Annotated in this window: 14 protein-coding genes and 1 tRNA gene; 14 read left to right on the top strand and 1 reads right to left on the bottom strand. The window is 55.6% G+C overall.

What is annotated here, in order from left to right; genetic code table 11:
* Positions 1 to 14 precede the first annotated feature (14 nt).
* The 5 genes from rplT (at position 15) to ACVBEJ_RS02985 (ending at position 5030) form a co-directional block, all read left to right on the top strand.
* A complete protein-coding gene (gene rplT, locus ACVBEJ_RS03005; RefSeq protein WP_289155546.1) occupies positions 15 to 371 on the top strand; it encodes a 50S ribosomal protein L20 in 357 nt (118 codons plus the stop codon).
* Positions 372 to 578: 207 nt separating this feature from the next.
* Positions 579 to 1592: a phenylalanine--tRNA ligase subunit alpha gene (pheS, locus tag ACVBEJ_RS03000; RefSeq protein WP_447128118.1), complete on the top strand. Its 1014-nt coding sequence runs from the start codon at positions 579 to 581 to the stop codon at positions 1590 to 1592.
* Between the two features lie 368 nt (positions 1593 to 1960).
* Positions 1961 to 4354, top strand: a complete 2394-nt coding sequence (gene pheT / locus ACVBEJ_RS02995; RefSeq protein WP_447128117.1) for a phenylalanine--tRNA ligase subunit beta — start codon at positions 1961 to 1963, stop codon at positions 4352 to 4354.
* A gap of 27 nt (positions 4355 to 4381) precedes the next feature.
* Positions 4382 to 4690 (top strand): integration host factor subunit alpha, encoded by a 309-nt coding sequence (gene ihfA / locus ACVBEJ_RS02990; RefSeq protein ID WP_447128116.1) that lies wholly within the window; start codon positions 4382 to 4384, stop codon positions 4688 to 4690.
* On the top strand, positions 4674 to 5030 hold the full coding sequence (locus ACVBEJ_RS02985; protein WP_447128115.1) for a MerR family transcriptional regulator: 357 nt from the start codon (positions 4674 to 4676) through the stop codon (positions 5028 to 5030). Before ihfA ends, ACVBEJ_RS02985 begins: the two co-directional genes overlap by 17 nt.
* 319 nt (positions 5031 to 5349) lie before the next feature.
* Here the strand turns inward: ACVBEJ_RS02985 and ACVBEJ_RS02980 are convergent.
* Positions 5350 to 5426 (bottom strand) — tRNA-Arg (locus ACVBEJ_RS02980).
* Positions 5427 to 5655: 229 nt separating this feature from the next.
* Between ACVBEJ_RS02980 and galE the strand changes: the two genes are divergently transcribed.
* The 9 genes from galE (at position 5656) to glgX (ending at position 18550) form a co-directional block, all read left to right on the top strand.
* Positions 5656 to 6678 carry a UDP-glucose 4-epimerase GalE gene (gene galE, locus ACVBEJ_RS02975; RefSeq protein ID WP_447128114.1) on the top strand — a complete coding sequence of 341 codons (1023 nt, stop codon included), beginning with the start codon at positions 5656 to 5658 and terminating at the stop codon, positions 6676 to 6678.
* Between the two features lie 26 nt (positions 6679 to 6704).
* On the top strand, positions 6705 to 7769 hold the full coding sequence (locus ACVBEJ_RS02970) for a UDP-glucose--hexose-1-phosphate uridylyltransferase (protein WP_447128113.1): 1065 nt from the start codon (positions 6705 to 6707) through the stop codon (positions 7767 to 7769).
* Positions 7766 to 8932 carry a galactokinase gene (gene galK, locus ACVBEJ_RS02965; protein ID WP_447128112.1) on the top strand — a complete coding sequence of 389 codons (1167 nt, stop codon included), beginning with the start codon at positions 7766 to 7768 and terminating at the stop codon, positions 8930 to 8932. Before ACVBEJ_RS02970 ends, galK begins: the two co-directional genes overlap by 4 nt.
* Positions 8933 to 9385: 453 nt before the next feature.
* A complete protein-coding gene (locus tag ACVBEJ_RS02960; RefSeq protein ID WP_447128111.1) occupies positions 9386 to 10078 on the top strand; it encodes a TorF family putative porin in 693 nt (230 codons plus the stop codon).
* A 123-nt stretch (positions 10079 to 10201) separates the two neighbouring features.
* On the top strand, positions 10202 to 11467 hold the full coding sequence (locus ACVBEJ_RS02955; RefSeq protein WP_447128110.1) for an ammonium transporter: 1266 nt from the start codon (positions 10202 to 10204) through the stop codon (positions 11465 to 11467).
* A 27-nt stretch (positions 11468 to 11494) separates the two neighbouring features.
* A complete protein-coding gene (locus tag ACVBEJ_RS02950) occupies positions 11495 to 11833 on the top strand; it encodes a P-II family nitrogen regulator (RefSeq protein WP_447128109.1) in 339 nt (112 codons plus the stop codon).
* A gap of 328 nt (positions 11834 to 12161) precedes the next feature.
* A complete protein-coding gene (gene malQ / locus ACVBEJ_RS02945; RefSeq protein WP_447128108.1) occupies positions 12162 to 14240 on the top strand; it encodes a 4-alpha-glucanotransferase in 2079 nt (692 codons plus the stop codon).
* Complete coding sequence (gene glgB, locus ACVBEJ_RS02940) at positions 14233 to 16467, top strand: 1,4-alpha-glucan branching protein GlgB (protein ID WP_447128107.1); 2235 nt, start codon at positions 14233 to 14235, stop codon at positions 16465 to 16467. Before malQ ends, glgB begins: the two co-directional genes overlap by 8 nt.
* A 4-nt stretch (positions 16468 to 16471) precedes the next feature.
* Positions 16472 to 18550: a glycogen debranching protein GlgX gene (glgX, locus tag ACVBEJ_RS02935; RefSeq protein ID WP_447128106.1), complete on the top strand. Its 2079-nt coding sequence runs from the start codon at positions 16472 to 16474 to the stop codon at positions 18548 to 18550.
* Positions 18551 to 18552: the final 2 nt, after the last annotated feature.

Here is an 18552-nt window from a genome sequence, read left to right as displayed (position 1 = left end):
TAGAGGATAGAAAAATGGCTCGAGTCAAGCGCGGTGTTACCGCACGCAGAAAGCACAAAAAAATTCTGAAGCAAGCCAAGGGTTACTACGGTGCTCGCAGTCGCGTATTGCGCGTTGCCAAGCAAGCCGTAACCAAAGCTGGCCAATACGCCTACCGCGACCGTCGCGTTAAAAAGCGTACCTTCCGCCAGCTGTGGATTACTCGTATTAACGCCCAGGCTCGCAACGAAGGCATCACCTACAGCCAGTTCATTTCCGGCATGAAAAAAGCCGGTATTGCCCTGGATCGTCGCGTACTGGCTGATCTGGCTGTGCACGACAAAGTGGGCTTTGCGGCAGTTGTTGAAAAAGCAAAAGCCGCCCTTGCCTGATAGCGCTTGGGGTCGTTGATCCCAGTGTTATATGCAACACCCGATAGGGAAAGGGCCTGGCTCTTTCCCTATTTTTTTGCCTGCATTGTCATCCTGAGGAGGCGAAGCCGACGTGAGGATCTCGCATCTTCGAAAGTATGAGATCCTCGCGGTCGCTTCGCTCCCTCAGGATGACAGCAGGAAGAAAACGAAGACTTGGAAAAGAATGTGGAAAATCTCGAATTACTGGCACAACAAGCCAAAGCTGCCGTCAACGCCGCCACCGATGCCGCCGTGCTGGACGACATTCGGGTGGACTATCTGGGCAAAAAAGGCCAGATTACCGGTCTGCTGAAAGGGCTTGGCAAACTGTCTCCGGAAGAGCGCCCCAAAGCCGGCGCGCAAATCAATGTGGTCAAGCAGGAAGTTCAGGAGCTGATTAACACCCGCAAAGCCGGGTTTGAAAAGGCCGCTATTGACGCCAAACTGGAGAGCGAAACCGTCGATGTCACCCTGCCTGGGCGTGCTTCTGAAGTGGGTGGCCTGCACCCGGTTACCCGCACCATGGAGCGTATCGAAGCCTTTTTTACCAAAGTGGGTTACGACATCGCCGAAGGTCCGGAGATTGAAGATGATTACCACAACTTCGAGGCCCTCAATATTCCCGCCCACCACCCGGCGCGTGCCATGCACGATACCTTTTACATCAACGAGAACACCGTGCTGCGCACTCATACCTCACCGGTACAAATTCGCACCATGGAAGGCAAGCAGCCTCCCATCCGCGTGGTGTGCCCCGGCCGTGTGTACCGCTGCGATTCCGACCTGACCCACACCCCCATGTTTCACCAGGTAGAAGGACTGGTGGTGGACAAAAACATCAGCATGGCGGACCTGAAAGGCACTGTAGATCAGTTCCTCAAGGCATTCTTTGAAGCGGACTTGCCGGTGCGATTCCGGCCGTCTTATTTTCCATTCACCGAACCGTCTGCTGAAGTGGATATCCAGTGCACCAACTGCGGTGGCAAAGGCTGCCGCGTGTGCAGCCACACCGGTTGGTTGGAGGTAATGGGCTGCGGCATGGTACACCCCAACGTATTCAAACACTGCGACATCGACCCGGACCAATACACCGGCTTCGCCTTCGGCATGGGCGTAGAACGCCTGGCCATGCTGCGTTACGGCGTGAATGATTTGCGGTTGTTCTTTGAGAACGATTTGAACTTTTTGAAGCAGTTTTAAAGCGGTCGCACGTCGCACGCTTCACGTCGCACGCAGTGTGGCAGCGAGCGACTAACGGAGAAATACAATTGCTATGACCTAGGAGCCTGTCGGGTTTAAGATAAATCTACTGCGGAAAAGCCGGATTTGGCCATATTTCCCGATTATTCTCGTTAAATAGCGGGCTATTCGCCTCAAATAATCGGAAAATCTGACTCAAATCGGTCTTTCCCTCGTGACGATCACCTAAACCCGACAGGCTCCTAGCAGTTATTCCGCCAAAGATAATTTAGGAGGTTTAAGCGTGCGACGTGCGACGTCAGACGTGCGACCCCCTCTAACGAAGTAATCAGCTTTGAACTCGCTCTGGCGGGTCGAAAGGACAAAAGATGAAATTCAGCGAATCCTGGCTGCGCGAATGGGCCAATCCGCAAATTACCACCGAAGAATTGATGGCCCAGATCACCATGGCGGGCCTGGAAGTGGATGGTGTAGAACCCGCGGCGGCGGAGTTTAGCGGTGTAGTGGTGGGTGAAATTGTTGCCATCGAACAGCATCCGGATGCGGATAAGCTGCGGGTCTGCCAGGTGGCGGGTAATGGCAATGAAACGGTACAGGTGGTGTGCGGCGCGCCCAACGCCCGTCTGGGCCTGAAAACCGCTTTTGCCACCGTGGGTGCCAAGCTGCCCGGCGATTTTACAATCAAAAAAGCCAAACTGCGTGGTGTGGAATCCTTCGGCATGCTTTGCTCGGAAGACGAATTGGGTGCCAGTGACAGTGCCGATGGCATTTGGGAACTGCCTGCGGATGCGCCCACTGGGGCGGATTTGCGCGATTACCTGGATTTAAACGACCAACTGATTGAAGTTGACCTGACCCCCAACCGCGGCGATTGCCTGAGTGTGCGTGGTGTGGCCCGCGAGGTGGCTGTGCTCAACCGGGTGGACGTAAACGAAGTGGCCATTGCGCCGGTTACGCCACAGATCGACGATGTGCTGCCCATCGAACTGATTGCCGACGATGCTTGCCCCAACTATGTGGGCCGCATTATCCGCAATGTGGATACCAACAAGCCCACCCCCCAGTGGATGCAGGAAAAACTGCGCCGCAGCGGGTTGCGCTCTATCGACCCGGTGGTGGATGTCACCAACTACGTATTGCTGGAGCTGGGTCAGCCTCTGCATGCTTTCGACGCCAACAAAGTGGATGGCGGCATTCGCGTGCGCATGGCGGAGGAGGGGGAGCCCCTGAAATTGCTGGATGGCTCCGACGTTACCCTGCGCGCCGATACCCTGGTGATTGCCGACCACAGCAAAGCCGTGGCCATGGCGGGCATTATGGGTGGCGACAGCACTGCCATGTCTGCCGGCAGCAAAGATGTATTCCTGGAATGTGCCTACTTCAACCCCCTGGCCATCGCCGGCCGCGCCCGCAGCTACGGCATGCACACCGATGCCTCGCACCGCTACGAGCGGGGTGTCGATCCGCAATTGCAGGAAGCCGCCATCGAGCGTGCCACGCAACTGCTGCTGGACATCGCCGGTGGCCAACCGGGGCCGCTGAATCGCGCCAGCTGTGAAGACAAACTGCCCAAGCCCGCCACCGTTAAACTGCGCAAGACGCGCCTGCAACAACAATTGGGATTGACTCTCGATGACGATGCTGTGGTGGAAATGCTCACCCGCTTGGGCCTGGAGCTGGTGTCCAGCGACGACAACAGTTGGCAATTCAAATCCCCCAGCTGGCGTTTTGATATCGCCATCGAAGCGGATTTGATCGAAGAAATTGCCCGTATCTACGGCTACAACCGCCTGCCCACCACCACACTGGAAGCACCGTTGCCGATTCTGCCCAAGCAGGAGGCTCAGGTAGGTACCGCTGCATTGCGCCAACAGCTGATTAGCCGTGGTTACCGCGAGGCGATAACCTATAGCTTTGTGGACCCGCAACAGCAAAAACTGGTGGAGCCCCATGCGGCCACCATTGAACTGGCCAACCCCATCTCCGCCGATATGGGTGTTATGCGAACCGGGCTTTGGGTGGGCTTGCTCAATACCCTCAAACACAATCTCAACCGTCAGCAAAACCGTGTGCGCCTGTTTGAAACCGGTTTGCGCTTTGTGCCGGAAAAAGACAATGACCTGGAAGGACTGCAACAGCAGCCGGTGATTGCCGGTTTGATCTCTGGTCCGCGCCTCGAGGAAGGCTGGCTGCACGAAAAAGACACGGTGGATTTCTATGACCTGAAAGGGGATGTGGAAGCGCTGCTCAACCTCTGTGGTGAGGGCCGTCAATTCACCTTTGCCAAAGGTGAGCACAGTGCTTTGCATCCGGGGCAGTGCGCCCGGGTTTGCCGCGATGGTCGAGCCATTGGCCTGCTGGGGAAATTGCACCCCTCTGTGCAGAAATCACTGGGGTTGGGGCAAGATGCGTTCCTGTTTGAAATTGCTCTCGACGGCGTGCGGGATGCCCGTTTACCCAGCTTCCAGGAAGTCAGTAAATACCCGGAGGTACGCCGCGACATCGCCTTGCTGGTGGATCGCGATGTGGCCGTTGGCGATTTGGCCCTCACCGCCCGTCAGTCCGCAGGCAGTGCACTTGTTGACTTAAAGATATTTGACGTATATCACGGCAAAGGTATTGATAATAATAGAAAAAGTATCGCCCTGGGGTTGATCTTTAGGGATTTATCACGCACTCTTAATGAGCAAGAAGTCACTCAATCCGTGGATGCTGTGGTAGGAAAGCTGGAACAACAATACGGCGCAACCTTGCGAGGTTGAGGCGACCAATAAAAACAGGGTAGAACTATGTCGGCATTGACCAAAGCTGATCTGGCAGAAATGCTGTTCGATGAACTTGGCCTCAACAAACGTGAGGCCAAGGAGCTTGTCGAACTGTTTTTCGAAGAAATCCGTACCTCCCTGGAAAAGAACGAACAGGTGAAGCTCTCTGGTTTTGGCAACTTCGACCTGCGGGATAAAAGCACCCGCCCGGGGCGCAACCCCAAAACCGGTGAAGAAATCCCCATCTCGGCCCGCCGGGTGGTAACGTTCAAGCCCGGCCAAAAATTAAAAACAAAAGTGGAAAGCCGAATAGACGATGCTGGAAGCCAGTAACAACAACGAATTGCCGGTAATCCCTGGCAAGCGCTATTTCACCATTGGTGAAGTCGGCGAACTGTGCGATGTAAAGCCCCACGTACTGCGTTACTGGGAGCAGGAATTTCCCAACCTCAGCCCGGTAAAACGCCGCGGTAATCGCCGCTATTATCAACGCCAGGACGTCCTGCTGATTCGCCAGATCCGCTCACTGCTCTACGAACAGGGATACACCATTGGCGGTGCTCGACAGCGTTTGGGGGGCGGTGATGCCAAAGAAGAGGCGACACAGGTGCGTCAACTGGTTGGTCAGACCATTGTAGAGCTGGAAGATATACTGGGTATTTTGAAAAACTGATGTGTTTGATTCTTGCTTGCGCTAAAGGCTGCCTGTGGGTGGCCTTTTTTGTTCCTTCGGCAGCGACACATAAAAAAGCCACCACTGGGGTGACCTCCGAGAGTGCCAAATAAAAAAGGCCACCACTGGGGTGACCTTTTGTACTTGGCGCACTCGGAAGGATTGACTCGGGCCATCCATGGCCCTCGGGCTGCGCCCGCCTTCGCTATGCTGCGGCGCCCAAAATGGCTATCCTGCCATTTTGTCGAACCGGAAGGTTCTTATCTACCTCCGAGAGTGCCAAATAAAAAAGGCCACCACCAGGGTGACCTTTTGTACTTGGCGCACTCGGAAGGATTCGAACCTTCGACCGCTCGGTTCGTAGCCGAGTACTCTATCCAGCTGAGCTACGAGTGCGTTGTTAAGGCCGCGTACTATAGGGGCGAGATTTGGGTCAGTCAAGAGCTGATATGGAAAATTTGACTCTGTTTGGAGGTGTCATTTGTTGGTTGTGGCATTTGGGCAAGCGAGGCGATTTTGCATTTGGTAGCTGAATACAGTTTGGATGCAACCTGTGTTGCAAAAAGAATTGACCGAAATGATCGTAATTGGTTTAATTATATTATTAATAGGATTGAGGTGAAGAGTGAAAAAGATTCTGATAACTGGCGGCTTGGGCTACATCGGCAGCCATACCTGCATACAGCTCTATCAGGCCGGTCTGGAGCCGGTGATTCTCGACAATGGTTGCAACAGCAAGGTGGCGGTACTGGATCGCATTGAGGCCATTGTTGGTCAGCGTCCGGTGCTGTATACCGGCGATGTGCGCGATTCTGTCATTCTCGATCGTGTGTTTGCCGAGCAGTCCATCCAGGCGGTGATTCATTTTGCGGGCCTCAAGGCGGTGGGTGAGTCGGTGGAAAAGCCCCTTGAATACTTCGATAACAACGTCAATGGCACCCTGGTTCTGGCTCAGGCCATGCGCCGCGCCGGGGTCAAGTCTTTGGTGTTCAGTTCTTCTGCCACGGTCTATGGCGACCCGGAAGAAGTGCCTATCAAGGAAACCACAGCGGTTGGCGGTACCACCAACCCCTACGGTCGCAGCAAGTTGATGGTGGAGGAGTGTCTGCGGGATTTGCAGCAGGCAGAGCCCGACTGGAGCATTATTATTCTGCGCTATTTTAACCCGGTGGGGGCGCATATTTCCGGAACCATGGGTGAAGACCCACAGGGTATTCCCAACAATTTGATGCCGTTTATCGCTCAGGTAGCCGTGGGGCGCCGCGAGCAGCTCTCGGTGTTTGGCGATGATTATCCAACGCCGGACGGCACCGGGGTGCGTGACTATATACATGTGGTGGATTTGGCGGAGGGGCATATTGCCGCTTTGCAGGGAGTGGGCCAGACCGCTGGCTTCCATGTGTATAACCTGGGTACCGGCAAGGGCAGCAGTGTGCTCGAAATGGTGGCGGCTTTTTCAGAAGCCTGCGGCCACGAAGTTCGCTACCAGATATGCCCCCGTCGCCCGGGAGACATCGCCGAGTGCTGGGCGGACCCGGGCAAGGCCATGACCGAGCTGAACTGGACGCCCGCTAAAACCCTTGAAGATATGGCGGCGGACACCTGGCGCTGGCAATCCCAAAATCCCAACGGCTATCCTGATAATTAGCCCCGATAATGAGTGACGAGCGCATCATGGCAGAATTTAATCCGGTTGATCACCCCCACCGCCGCTATAACCCGCTGACCGGTTTATGGGTGCTGGTATCCCCTCATCGGGCCAAGCGTCCGTGGCAGGGGCAGGACGAAGAAGCTAATGATGAGCAGGGCGCCTCTTACGATGACAACTGCTTTCTGTGCCCGGGCAATGTGCGGGTGTCCGGCGATACCAACCCCAACTACCAGGGTACCTTTGTTTTTACCAATGACTTTGCTGCTCTGACTACCGACACGCCGGATGCGCCAGCCAGCAACAACCCGCTGATTCGCTGCGAAAGCGCCCGTGGTACCAGTCGGGTGATTTGTTTTTCGCCAGATCACAGTCGCACCTTGCCAGAATTGGGTGTCGACGCCATTCGGCGGATCGTCGATACCTGGGCGGAGCAAATTGAAGAATTGAGTCGCGATTACCTGTGGGTGCAGGCCTTTGAGAACAAGGGTGCCGCCATGGGTTGCTCCCAGCCGCACCCCCATGGGCAGATATGGGCCAACAGCTTTGTGCCCAATGAAGTGGCCACCAAAGATCGCAATTTGCAGCTATACCGGGAACAAACCGGTGGCAATTTGTTGCAGGACTATGTGCGTTTCGAAATGGAATCCGGCGAGCGCACCGTAGTGGATACAGAGCATTGGCTGGCGGTGGTGCCTTACTGGGCGGCCTGGCCGTTTGAAACCATCCTGCTGCCAAAATTTCCGGCCACCCGCTTTGATCAGCTCAGCAGTGAGCACAAAGATGATCTTGCCGATGCCATCAAACGCCTGACCAGTCGCTACGACAACCTGTTTAAAACCTCTTTCCCGTATTCCATGGGCTGGCACTACGCGCCTTTTACCCGCAACGCCCAGGGGCAGCTCGACGCCGGTGAGCACTGGCAGCTGCACGCTATTTTTTACCCGCCGCTGTTGCGCAGTGCCACGGTGCGTAAATTTATGGTGGGCTACGAAATGCTGGCGGAATCCCAGCGCGACCTTACGCCGGAGCAGGCCGCAGAAAAACTGCGGGCGGTCAGTGATGTTCACTATCGTGAGGAGGAATTATGACATCCAATAACGCACTTGCCCCCGTTGCCGCGGCCGCCTTTGCCGAGCACTTTGGTTATACCCATCAGCAGCTTGTTCAAGCGCCCGGGCGGGTGAACCTGATCGGCGAACACACAGATTACAACGATGGTTTTGTGCTGCCCTGTGCCATTGATTACAGCGCAGTGGTTGCTGCGGCGCGGCGGGATGACCACCAGGTGCGGGTGGTGTCTTTGGATTACGACAATCAACAAGACGTCTTCAGTCTGGACGCAGACATTGCCCATCACCCTGAATATCTGTGGGCCAACTACATTCGCGGTGTGGTCAAGTGCTTGCAGCAGCGTGGTTACCTGCTTGGTGGCGCCGACCTGGTGGTGACCGGCAATGTGCCCCAAGGGGCTGGCCTGAGTTCGTCGGCGGCGCTTGAGGTGGTGATCGGACAGGTGTTTAAAGCCTTGTACGACCTGGATATCAGCCAGCAGGAAATCGCTCTCAACGGCCAGGACGCAGAGAATAACTTTGTCGGTTGTAACTGCGGCATTATGGATCAGTTGATTTCCGCCAAAGGCGAGCAGGGCAATGCCCTGTTGATTGATTGCCGCAGCCTGGATACCCGGTCAGTGGAGATGCCCAAAGACCTGGCGGTGATGATTATTAACTCCAACGTCAAGCGCGGCCTGGTGGACAGTGAATACAACACCCGCCGGGAACAGTGCGAGCAGGCGGCGGCGGCCTTTGGCGCGCCCGCTTTGCGAGATGTTTCTCTGCAGGCCTTTGATGCCGGGCGCGATGGCCTTGACCCCGTTGTTGCCAAACGTGCTCGCCATGTTATTACTGAGAATGCCCGTACCGAGGCGGCGGCTCAAGCGCTGGCCGCTCAGGATATCGAGCTTTTGAGCCGTTTGATGGCAGAATCCCACGCGTCCATGCGCGACGATTTTGATATTACCGTGCCCCCCATTGACTACCTGGTGAAGCTGGTCCATTCCCAAATTGGTAATCGCGGCGGCGTGAGAATGACCGGCGGAGGTTTTGGTGGCTGCGTGGTGGCGTTGATGCCCCACGACCTGGTGTCCAACGTGCGCGAAGTAATACACCAAAACTATGAGCAGGAAACCGGCATCAAGGAAAGCATTTATGTGTGCACGCCATCTGCGGGTGCCGGTGTTTTGGAAGAATAATAATCAAGAGCCCGAGCCGTATTGCGAGAAGTATTTCCCGTCATTGCGAGGAAGCGAAGCGACCGCGGCAATCTCCATCCAATTGCCCCCACACCTGCAAAGCCCTCTGCCACACTGGTCGAGATTGCCGCGGCCTGCGGCCTCGCAATGACGGGGGGTATTCCCTGTCATTGCGAGCGTAGCGAAGCAATCTCTATCCAGTGATCACCATACCTGCACAGTCCTCTTCCATATCAATCAAGGTCACCGTGCTCGGTGATAATGCAAGCTATCGACCTAATTTGGTGCAATATTGGTTTGCGGTCAAATATAGCACTAAATTGGTGCGATGCTGCTTTTATAATTATGTTTTTTATTTATAACTTATTGTTTTTAATACATATTTAAAATATGGCACGGTATGTGTATTAGATGGTTGAATTTTTTCAAACCTCTAAACAGGAGTACATAACCGTGCGTAACTTGACCTTTAAATCCCTTCTCGCTGCCCTGGTGTTGCCCGCTGGTATGGCGGCTCAGGCCGAAGACAGCATCTCTGCCAATATCACTCTGAACACCGATTATGTGTTCCGTGGCCAGTCTCAGACCAATGAGCACGGCTCTATCCAGGGTGGCTTTGACTATGAAGCGGAATCTGGTTTTTACGTCGGCACCTGGGCATCCAATGTGGATTTCGGCTCCTCTGCTCAGGTTGAATTGGACTTTTACGGTGGCTACGCCGGTTCATTTTCCGAGAATGTGGATTACGACATCGGTGTGATTTTCTACACCTACACCGGTGAAAGTGCTCTGGATTATGAAGAGTTCACCTTCTCCGTGAGCTTCTCTGATCTGAGTCTGGGCCTGATCTACTCCGACGAATACCTGGGTGAGGGAGGCGAAAGTTTCTTTTACCTGTCTTCCGATTATTCCATCGCTTTGCCAAACGAAGTTGCCCTGGATCTGCACCTGGGCCTGAACAGCGCCGACGACATGGACATTACCTTTGACGGTACCGGCGACGACAGCTATCTGGACTGGTCTGTGGTTGCCACCAAAAACTTCGGCGGTGCGGATTTCAGCCTGGGTTACTACGGCACCAACATCGGTTCCGGTAACGAACTGGCAGACGATCGCCTGGTGTTCGGCATCAGCAAGTCTCTGTAACTGCTATACGTCACTGCTTTGTCATTTTGAGGGCAGCGAAAAATCTCTGCTTTGATCGACGTGCGAGATCCTTCGCTTCGCTCAGGATGACAAAATCAAAAACCTCACATATGGAGAACCATTGTGGAAAATCAAATTTTTGAACTTCAGTTCGCCATGGACACCTTTTATTTTCTGGTGTGCGGCGCGCTGGTAATGTGGATGGCGGCTGGCTTTGCCATGCTGGAATCCGGTTTGGTGCGTGCCAAAAACACCACCGAAATTCTCACCAAAAACGTTGCGCTGTTCGCGGTGGCCTGCACCATGTATCTGGTGTGTGGTTATCAGTTTATGTACGACGGTGGCTTTTTCCTCGCCGGTATCGGCGGTGGTGAAAACTACGCGGCCGAGCAACTGGCGGCCTCTGCGGAAAACGGTTTTGGCGGTGATTCCGTCTATTCCGGTGCTTCCGACTTCTTCTTCCAGGTGGTGTTTGTGGCCACGGCCATGTCCATCGTGTCCGGTGCGGTTGCCGAGCGCATGAAGCTGTGGGCCTTCCTGCTGTTCGCTGTGGTTATGACCGGTGTTATCTATCCGCTGGAAGGTGGTTGGACCTGGGGTGGTAAAGACGTGTTTGGCTTGTTTAATCTGGGCGAGCTTGGCTTCAGTGACTTTGCCGGTTCTGGCATTGTACACATGGCTGGTGCTGCGGCGGCTCTGGCCGGTGTTCTGCTGCTTGGCCCCCGTAAGGGCAAGTACCGCAAAGATGGCAGTGTTGTCGCCATTCCCGGTGCCAACTTGCCGCTGGCTACCCTGGGTACCTTTATCCTGTGGATGGGTTGGTTCGGCTTTAACGGTGGTTCAGTGCTGAAGTTGGGCGATATTTCCAGTGCTCACTCGGTGGCCATGGTATTCACCAATACCAACGCCGCTGCCGCCGGTGGTCTGGTGGCCGCCCTGTTGGTGAGCAAGCTGATCTTCAAAAAGGCAGATCTGACCATGTGCCTGAACGGTGCGCTGGCTGGTCTGGTGGCGATTACCGCTGAGCCATCTACCCCGACTCCGCTGCAAGCGACCTTGTTCGGCGCCCTGGGTGGTGCTTTGGTGGTGTACAGCATTTTGATGTTGGACAAACTGAAAATCGATGACCCTGTGGGTGCCATTTCGGTGCACGGTGTGGTTGGCCTGCTGGGTCTGCTGCTGGTGCCGGTTACCAATGAAGGTGCAACCCTTCCGGGTCAATTGGCCGGTGCTGCTACTATTGCCCTGTGGACCTTTGGTGCCAGTGCTGTGGTGTGGTTGCTGTTGAAAGTGACTATGGGTATTCGCATCTCTGAAGATGAAGAATACGATGGTGCTGATCTGGCCGAGTGCGGTCTGGAAGCCTATCCGGAATTTACCAGCCGCTAATTGGCGACGACTGACAGAGGATTTAACATGAAATTAGTATCAGCCATTATCAAGCCATTCAAAATGGATGATGTTCGTGAAGCCCTTGCAGAAGTGGGCGTGCAGGGCATTACCGCCACAGAGGTAAAGGGCTTTGGACGCCAGAAAGGGCACACCGAACTGTACCGTGGCGCCGAGTACGTGGTGGACTTTCTGCCCAAAGTGCGCCTGGATATAGCGGTTTCCGCTGACCAGGTGGATGTGGTGGTGGAAGCCATCATCAAGTCTGCGGCCACCGGAAAAATCGGTGACGGCAAGATATTTGTGTCCGACCTGCAGGAAGTGGTTCGTATCCGCACCGGGGAAACCGGTGTGGATGCGCTGTAGCCTGGATTGGTTGTAGTGGGTAGTACAGGGACGTGCTACTGCCTGAGGTAACCATCCAGGGCGTCATTGCGAGGAACCGAAGGGCGACGCGGCAATCCCCTGAAACCCAATCTCTTGAAACCCAATCTCTTGAAACCGAAGTACCTGGATAGAGATCGCCGCGCTGCGCTCGCGATGACGGTTTTTAAGTGTTGCTGCTCTCAGAATGACAGGAGGGGGCGCAGTGGCGCTCCTTCTTGCTCTGTTCGGGAGCTGAAATCCGAGTATCTTTTTTATGTATTATAAGTAATATATAATATGTAAGGATATCAGCGGGTGACGTGTATTTATGGGTACATTGGAAAAGCTGCTTTTTCTCAAGGGGGTTTCGGCGGAATACGATGATTATTCCGGCCAGCGCCAAATTGTGCCCTGGGAGCACCGGGTGCAACTTCTGGAGGCCATGAATGGCCCCGGCGGAGACAGGCCCAGCCACGAAGAAGAAGTTTTCACCCTCGACGCAAGCCCCTGGCAGCGTTGGCTGCAACACCAGCACATCGCGGTTCTGGGGCGCAGCCAATATCTGGATATTCGCATTTCCCCGCATGAGACAGAAAAGACCTTTCAGTGGCAAATACACTGTGAGGGTGGCGATCAGTTCACCGGTAACGCACCAGTTTCTGAGCTGGAAGAAGTGGGCGATTACTGGATTGATGATAGCCGCTACAGTGCCCGCCGCTTGCGGTTGCCGGATGTGCCCATGGGCTATCACAAGCTGACATTGGATGATGGCCAAACCCGGCTGGCAACGCAATTGGTGGTCGCCCCCAGTCATTGTTGCCGCTTTGATGACAAACCGGTATGGGGCATCAGCTGCCAGTTGTACACCCTGCGGTCTGCACGCAACTGGGGTATTGGTGACTTTACCGACCTGGCGCAACTGATTCACGAAAGTGCCTCGCAAGGTGCCAGCATGATCGGCCTCAATCCGCTGCACGCCTTGAACGGCAAGGGCGAGTTTTCGATCAGCCCCTACAGCCCCTCTGATCGGCGCTTTCTCAACCCGTTGTATGTCGATCTGGAAGTGGTGGACGATTTTCGCGAATCCGGCCCTGTTCAGGCAGTCTATAACAGCGCGGCCTGCCAGGGCGAACTGCACCGTTTGCGGGCCGTAGAGTGGGTGGACTATGCAGCGGTCAGGGCGCTGAAATACTCCCTGCTGGCCGACATGTACAGCCATTTTGTTGCCGTCCATTTGCATGCAGAGTCATCACGCGGACAGCTGTTCAGGCAGTTTGTCGCCGGGCAAGGGCAGGCGCTACAAGATTTCTGCTGCTTTGAAACGCAACAAAACGGCGATGGCTTGTTGCCCTGTGGCGATGAGCAGTTCCACCAGTACTTGCAGTGGTTGGCCTGGGAGCAGTTGCACTACTGCCAGCAATTGGCTGTCACTGAGGGCATGTCGATCGGGTTGATGGGCGACCTGGCGGTAGGCGCCACCGCAGATGGCGCCGAAGTTGCCACCAACCCGGCGCTTTATAGTTGTGAAGCATCCATAGGTGCGCCGCCGGATCCGTTCTCCCAAAGCGGCCAAAACTGGGGTTTGCCCGCCCTCAAACCGGTGGAGTTGAAACGCACAGGCTACCGCCATTTTATTGAGTTGCTGCGGGCCAATATGGTGGTTTACGGTGCCCTGCGCATCGACCACTTTATGAGCCTTTTGCGGCTTTGGTGGTGTTTGCCCGATAATGCTGGAGGGGCCTACGTCTATTACGCCTTCGATGACCTGCTGGCGCTGCTGTGCCTGGAAAGCCATCGCAATCACTGCGCTGTGGTTGGCGAGGATTTGGGGGTGGTGCCCGATGAAGTGCGCACACGCATGGCAGAAGTGGGCGTTTTCGGCAACAAATTGCTGTTCTTTGAGAAACAGGATCAAGGCTTCAGGTTGCCGGCCAGCCATCAGCGGGATGCCTTGCTGATGGTCACCAATCACGATGTGCCAACCCTGGCAGGTTGGTGGAACGGCGACGATCTGCAGGCGCAGTGTCAGTACGGTCTGGCGGATGTGCAAGGGCTTGGTTGTCGTCAATCGGCTCGACAGAATGATAAGGTTCAACTGTTGCAATGGCTGGCCAGTGAAGGCCGGCTGCCAGAGGGTTGGCAGGCCACAGAGGAGTATTCGGCAAAGCCGTTTGACTGGGCTCTGTGCAGCGCAATTTTGGCCACCAGCGCACGCAGCCGTTCAACGCTGATGCTGCTGCAACTGGAAGATTTGCAGATGATTCCGTCGCCGGTAAATATCCCCGGCACCCACAAGGAATACCCCAACTGGCGCCGCAAGCAGATTGAAAATACAAAAACCTTGTTTGCGATACCCGCCATTCAACATCTTATGGCCACCATCAACACAGAGAGAGCTCATGTCTGATCGAACAACCTTGCTGACTGGAGAACAGCTGCATGCCCTGATGGGGGCGTACCATGAGAATCCGTTTTCGGTGTTGGGCATGCACAGCCATCCGTCTGCCAAAGGCTTGGTGGTACGGGCATTATTGCCCGGGGCGCAAGCGGTTACTGTGGTCGACAGTCGCAATAACAGCGATGTTGGAACATTGCACAGCATTCACAGCGATGGTTTGTTTGAGGGTGTGCTGGCGGAACAAGCCAGTGTCTTTCCCTATTATTTGAAAGCAGAATACAAGACCGAGTACGGCGATGATTCTGTTATTGACATTCAGGACCCTTACCGCTTTCCACCGCTGCTGGACGATGACTCCCTGCACCTGTTTTGCGAGGGCACCCAGGAGCAGGCCTATCGCTGGATGGGGGCCCACCCCCGTTGTGTTGATGGCGTTGATGGCGTCCTGTTTGTGCTCTGGGCTCCCAGTGCCAAACGGGTTTCCGTGGTGGGGGATTTCAATGCCTGGGACGGTCGCACCCATGTAATGCGCAAGCATCCGGCAGCGGGAGTTTGGGAAATATTCGTCCCCTGCCTGCCCGCAGGCACTCACTACAAATACGAAATACTCAGTCAGGATGGCACCCTGATGCCACTGCGCTCCGACCCCTACGCAAGCCAAATGCAGGCGCCACCGCTGACCGCATCGGTGGTTGACGGCCAGCGGGATTATCAGTGGGGCGACGGCAACTGGATGGCCTCCCGCAACGACGCCAATCACAACTCTAATAATAACTACAGCGGCCCGGTGAGTATCTACGAGGTGCACCTGGGCTCCTGGCGCCGTCAGGACGGCAACAACTATCTGGATTATCGCCAGTTGGCGGAGCAACTGATTCCCTATGCCCTGGACATGGGCTTTACCCACTTGCAGTTAATGCCGGTGAGCGAGTACCCGTTCGACGGTTCCTGGGGCTATCAGCCAGTGGGCATGTTCGCGCCTACCAGTCGTTTCGGCACTCCGGATGACTTCCGCTACTTTGTCGACCGCTGCCACCAAAGTGGCCTGGGGGTACTGCTCGACTGGGTGCCCGGCCACTTCCCCACAGACGCCCACGGCCTGGGTCAGCTGGATGGCAGCCACCTGTATGAACACGCCGACCCGCGCAAAGGCTTTCACCCGGACTGGAATACCCTGATCTACAACTACGGCCGCAGCGAAGTGCAGAGCTTTCTGATCAGCAATGCCATTTACTGGCTGGATGAATTTCATATCGACGGCTTGCGGGTGGATGCGGTGGCCTCCATGCTCTACCTGGATTACAGCCGCGAAGATGGCCAGTGGATACCCAATGAATACGGCGGCCGGGAAAACCTGGAAGCAGTGGAGCTGTTGCAGCAGGTCAACAGCCGTGTCTACTTCAACTACCCCGGTGCGATGATGGTGGCGGAGGAATCCACCGCCTGGCCGGGGGTGTCAAAGCCGGTCAATGAAGGTGGCCTCGGTTTTGGCTTCAAGTGGAACATGGGCTGGATGAACGACACCCTGACCCATATGGCCCGCGACCCCATACACCGCAAATATCACCACAATGAGATGAGTTTTGGCCTGGTGTACGCCTTCGACGAGAACTTTGTGCTGCCCCTCAGCCACGACGAAGTGGTGCACGGCAAAGGCTCTCTGCTGAGCAAAATGCCTGGCGATGCCTGGCAACAATTCGCCAATTTGCGCGTTTACTACGGCTTTATGTGGACACACCCGGGCAAAAAACTGCTGTTTATGGGGGGCGAGTTTGCCCAGTGGAACGAGTGGAATCACGACCAAAGCCTGGATTGGCACCTGCTGGACGGTGAGCCGCACCAGGGCGTGCAACGCCTGGTGCGCGACCTCAACAAACTCTACCGGGAAGTGCCCGCCATGCACCAACTGGATTGCCAGCCCGAGGGTTTTGAATGGCTGAAAGCGGGTGACAACCCCGAGTCTGTTTTTGCCTACCTGCGCAAAGGTTTCGACGGCAGTAACCCGGCGCTGGTGATTGTCAATTTGACCCCGAGTCTTCACCAGGACTACCGGGTGGGTGTGCCCTCTGGCGGCTTTTATCAGGAATTGCTCAATACCGACAGCGGCGATTACGGCGGCAGCAATCAGGGCAATGGCGGCGGTGTACAGGCTGTACAGGAGCCCTGGGACGGTCAGGCCTGTCACCTGTCGCTGACCATCCCGCCGCTGGCAACCCTGGTTTTGCAATGTCGGTGATGCCATGACCTTGAAAGCACTGGAGCCCGGACATCACTACAGCCTCGGAGCCAACTGGGACGGGGAGGGCGTCAATTTCGCACTGTTTTCCGCCCATGCTGAAAAGGTGGAGTTGTGCCTGTACGACAGTGCCGGCCAGTACGAAATATCCCGCCACACACTGCCGGAGAAAACCCACGATATCTGGCACGGCTATTACCCCGGATTGCAGCCGGGAGCCATTTACGGCTATCGGGTGTATGGCCCCCACGACCCACAGGAAGGCCATCGCTTCAACCCCAACAAGCTGCTGATCGACCCATACGCCAAACAATTGCACGGCGAGTTCAGCTGGAATGAAGCCCATTTTGGCTATCACCGCGGCGACCCGGAACAGGATATCTCGTTCAACAATTGGGACAATGCCCCCTGGGTGCCAAAATCCGTGGTGGTTGCCCCTTTCGACGCTCGACCTGCCTTGGCCAGGCCCAGGGTGCCTTGGAGAGACACCACCCTCTACGAACTTCACACTCGCGGTTTTACCATCGCTCATCCGGATGTGCCGGAGTTGATGCGCGGCCGCTTTGCGGGTTTGAGTCAGGCAAAAATCATCGAATACCTGAAAGCGCTGGGAATCACCAGTGTTGAGCTGCTGCCGGTACACGCCTTTATCGACGAACACTTTTTGGTGGAGAAAGGCCTCGGCAACTATTGGGGTTACAACACCCTGAATTTCTTCTCACCCCACGGTCGCTACCTGAGCAACGGTGACATCGGTGAATTTCGTCAGATGGTAGACGCCTACCACGACGCCGGCCTGGAAGTGATACTGGACGTGGTTTACAACCACACCTGCGAGAGCAATCACTTCGGTCCAACCCTCAGTTTTCGGGGTATCGACAACGCCTCTTATTACCGGCTGCAATCAGAGCAGCCACGCTACTACCTGAACGACACCGGCTGCGGCAATACCCTCAATACCAATCACCCCCGGGTGATGCGGATGGTCATGGACAGCCTGCGCTACTGGAGTGGTGAGATGGGAGTGGACGGCTTTCGCTTTGACCTGGCGGCGGTGATGGGGCGCGAAGCCCAGGGCTTTAACCGCGAAGCGGCGTTTTTTCAGGCGGTGAATCAGGACCCGCAATTGACCCGCTGCAAATTTATCGCCGAGCCCTGGGATATTGGCCCCGGTGGTTACCAACTGGGCAACTTTCCCGCCGGTTGGAGCGAGTGGAACGACAACTACCGGGACACGGTACGCCGATTCTGGCGGCGGGAACCGGGCAATCTGCCGTCCTTTGCCCGCTGTATTCACGGTTCCAGTGATATTTTTGAACGCTCCGGGCGCAAGCCCTGGGCCAGTATCAACTACGTTGCCAGTCACGACGGCTTTACCCTGCGCGACCTGGTGAGCTACCAGGAGCGCCACAACAGCGCCAACGGCGAAGGCAATCGCGACGGCCACCGGGATAACCTCAGCGATAATTTTGGCATCGAGGGCGAAACCGACAACCCGACAATCAATCGCGCCCGCCGCTGCCAGCAGCGCAATATGCTGGCGACCCTGATGGTGTCTCAAGGCGTATCCATGTTGCAGGCGGGGGATGAACTGGGGCGAACCCAGCAGGGCAACAACAACGCCTATTGCCAGGACAACGACGTCAGCTGGTTGAATTGGAATCTCGATGACGATGCCGCTCAGCTGCGTGAATTTGCCAGCCGCCTTATTGCACTGCGGCGTGCCTATCCGTTGCTGAAATGTCCCTATTACCTGCATTCCCCGGCAGGCATCGGTCAGGTAAAAATCGCCTGGTTAAACAGCGATGGCGAACATATGCGCGACGAGCACTGGCAGGAACACCATTACTATCTGTTGGGCTATATGTTGACCGACAGTGACGGTACCACGGTGTTGACCATATTTAACAACGAACGCCAGTCGCAGACATTCCACTTGCCGGAACAGCCGCACTGGTATTGCCTGGCGGATACTTCTCAGGATCAGATTGCAGCGCCCCATGAGCTGTCGCTGCAAGAGGGCGCTATTGAAGTGGCCGGGCAATCGGTAACCATTTTGACCAATTATCTCAAGGAATTCTAAGC

Source organism: Porticoccus sp. GXU_MW_L64, from assembly GCF_052983295.1.
The sequence above is the reverse complement of the archived record's forward strand: the minus strand, read 5'-3'. Positions and strand labels throughout refer to the sequence as shown.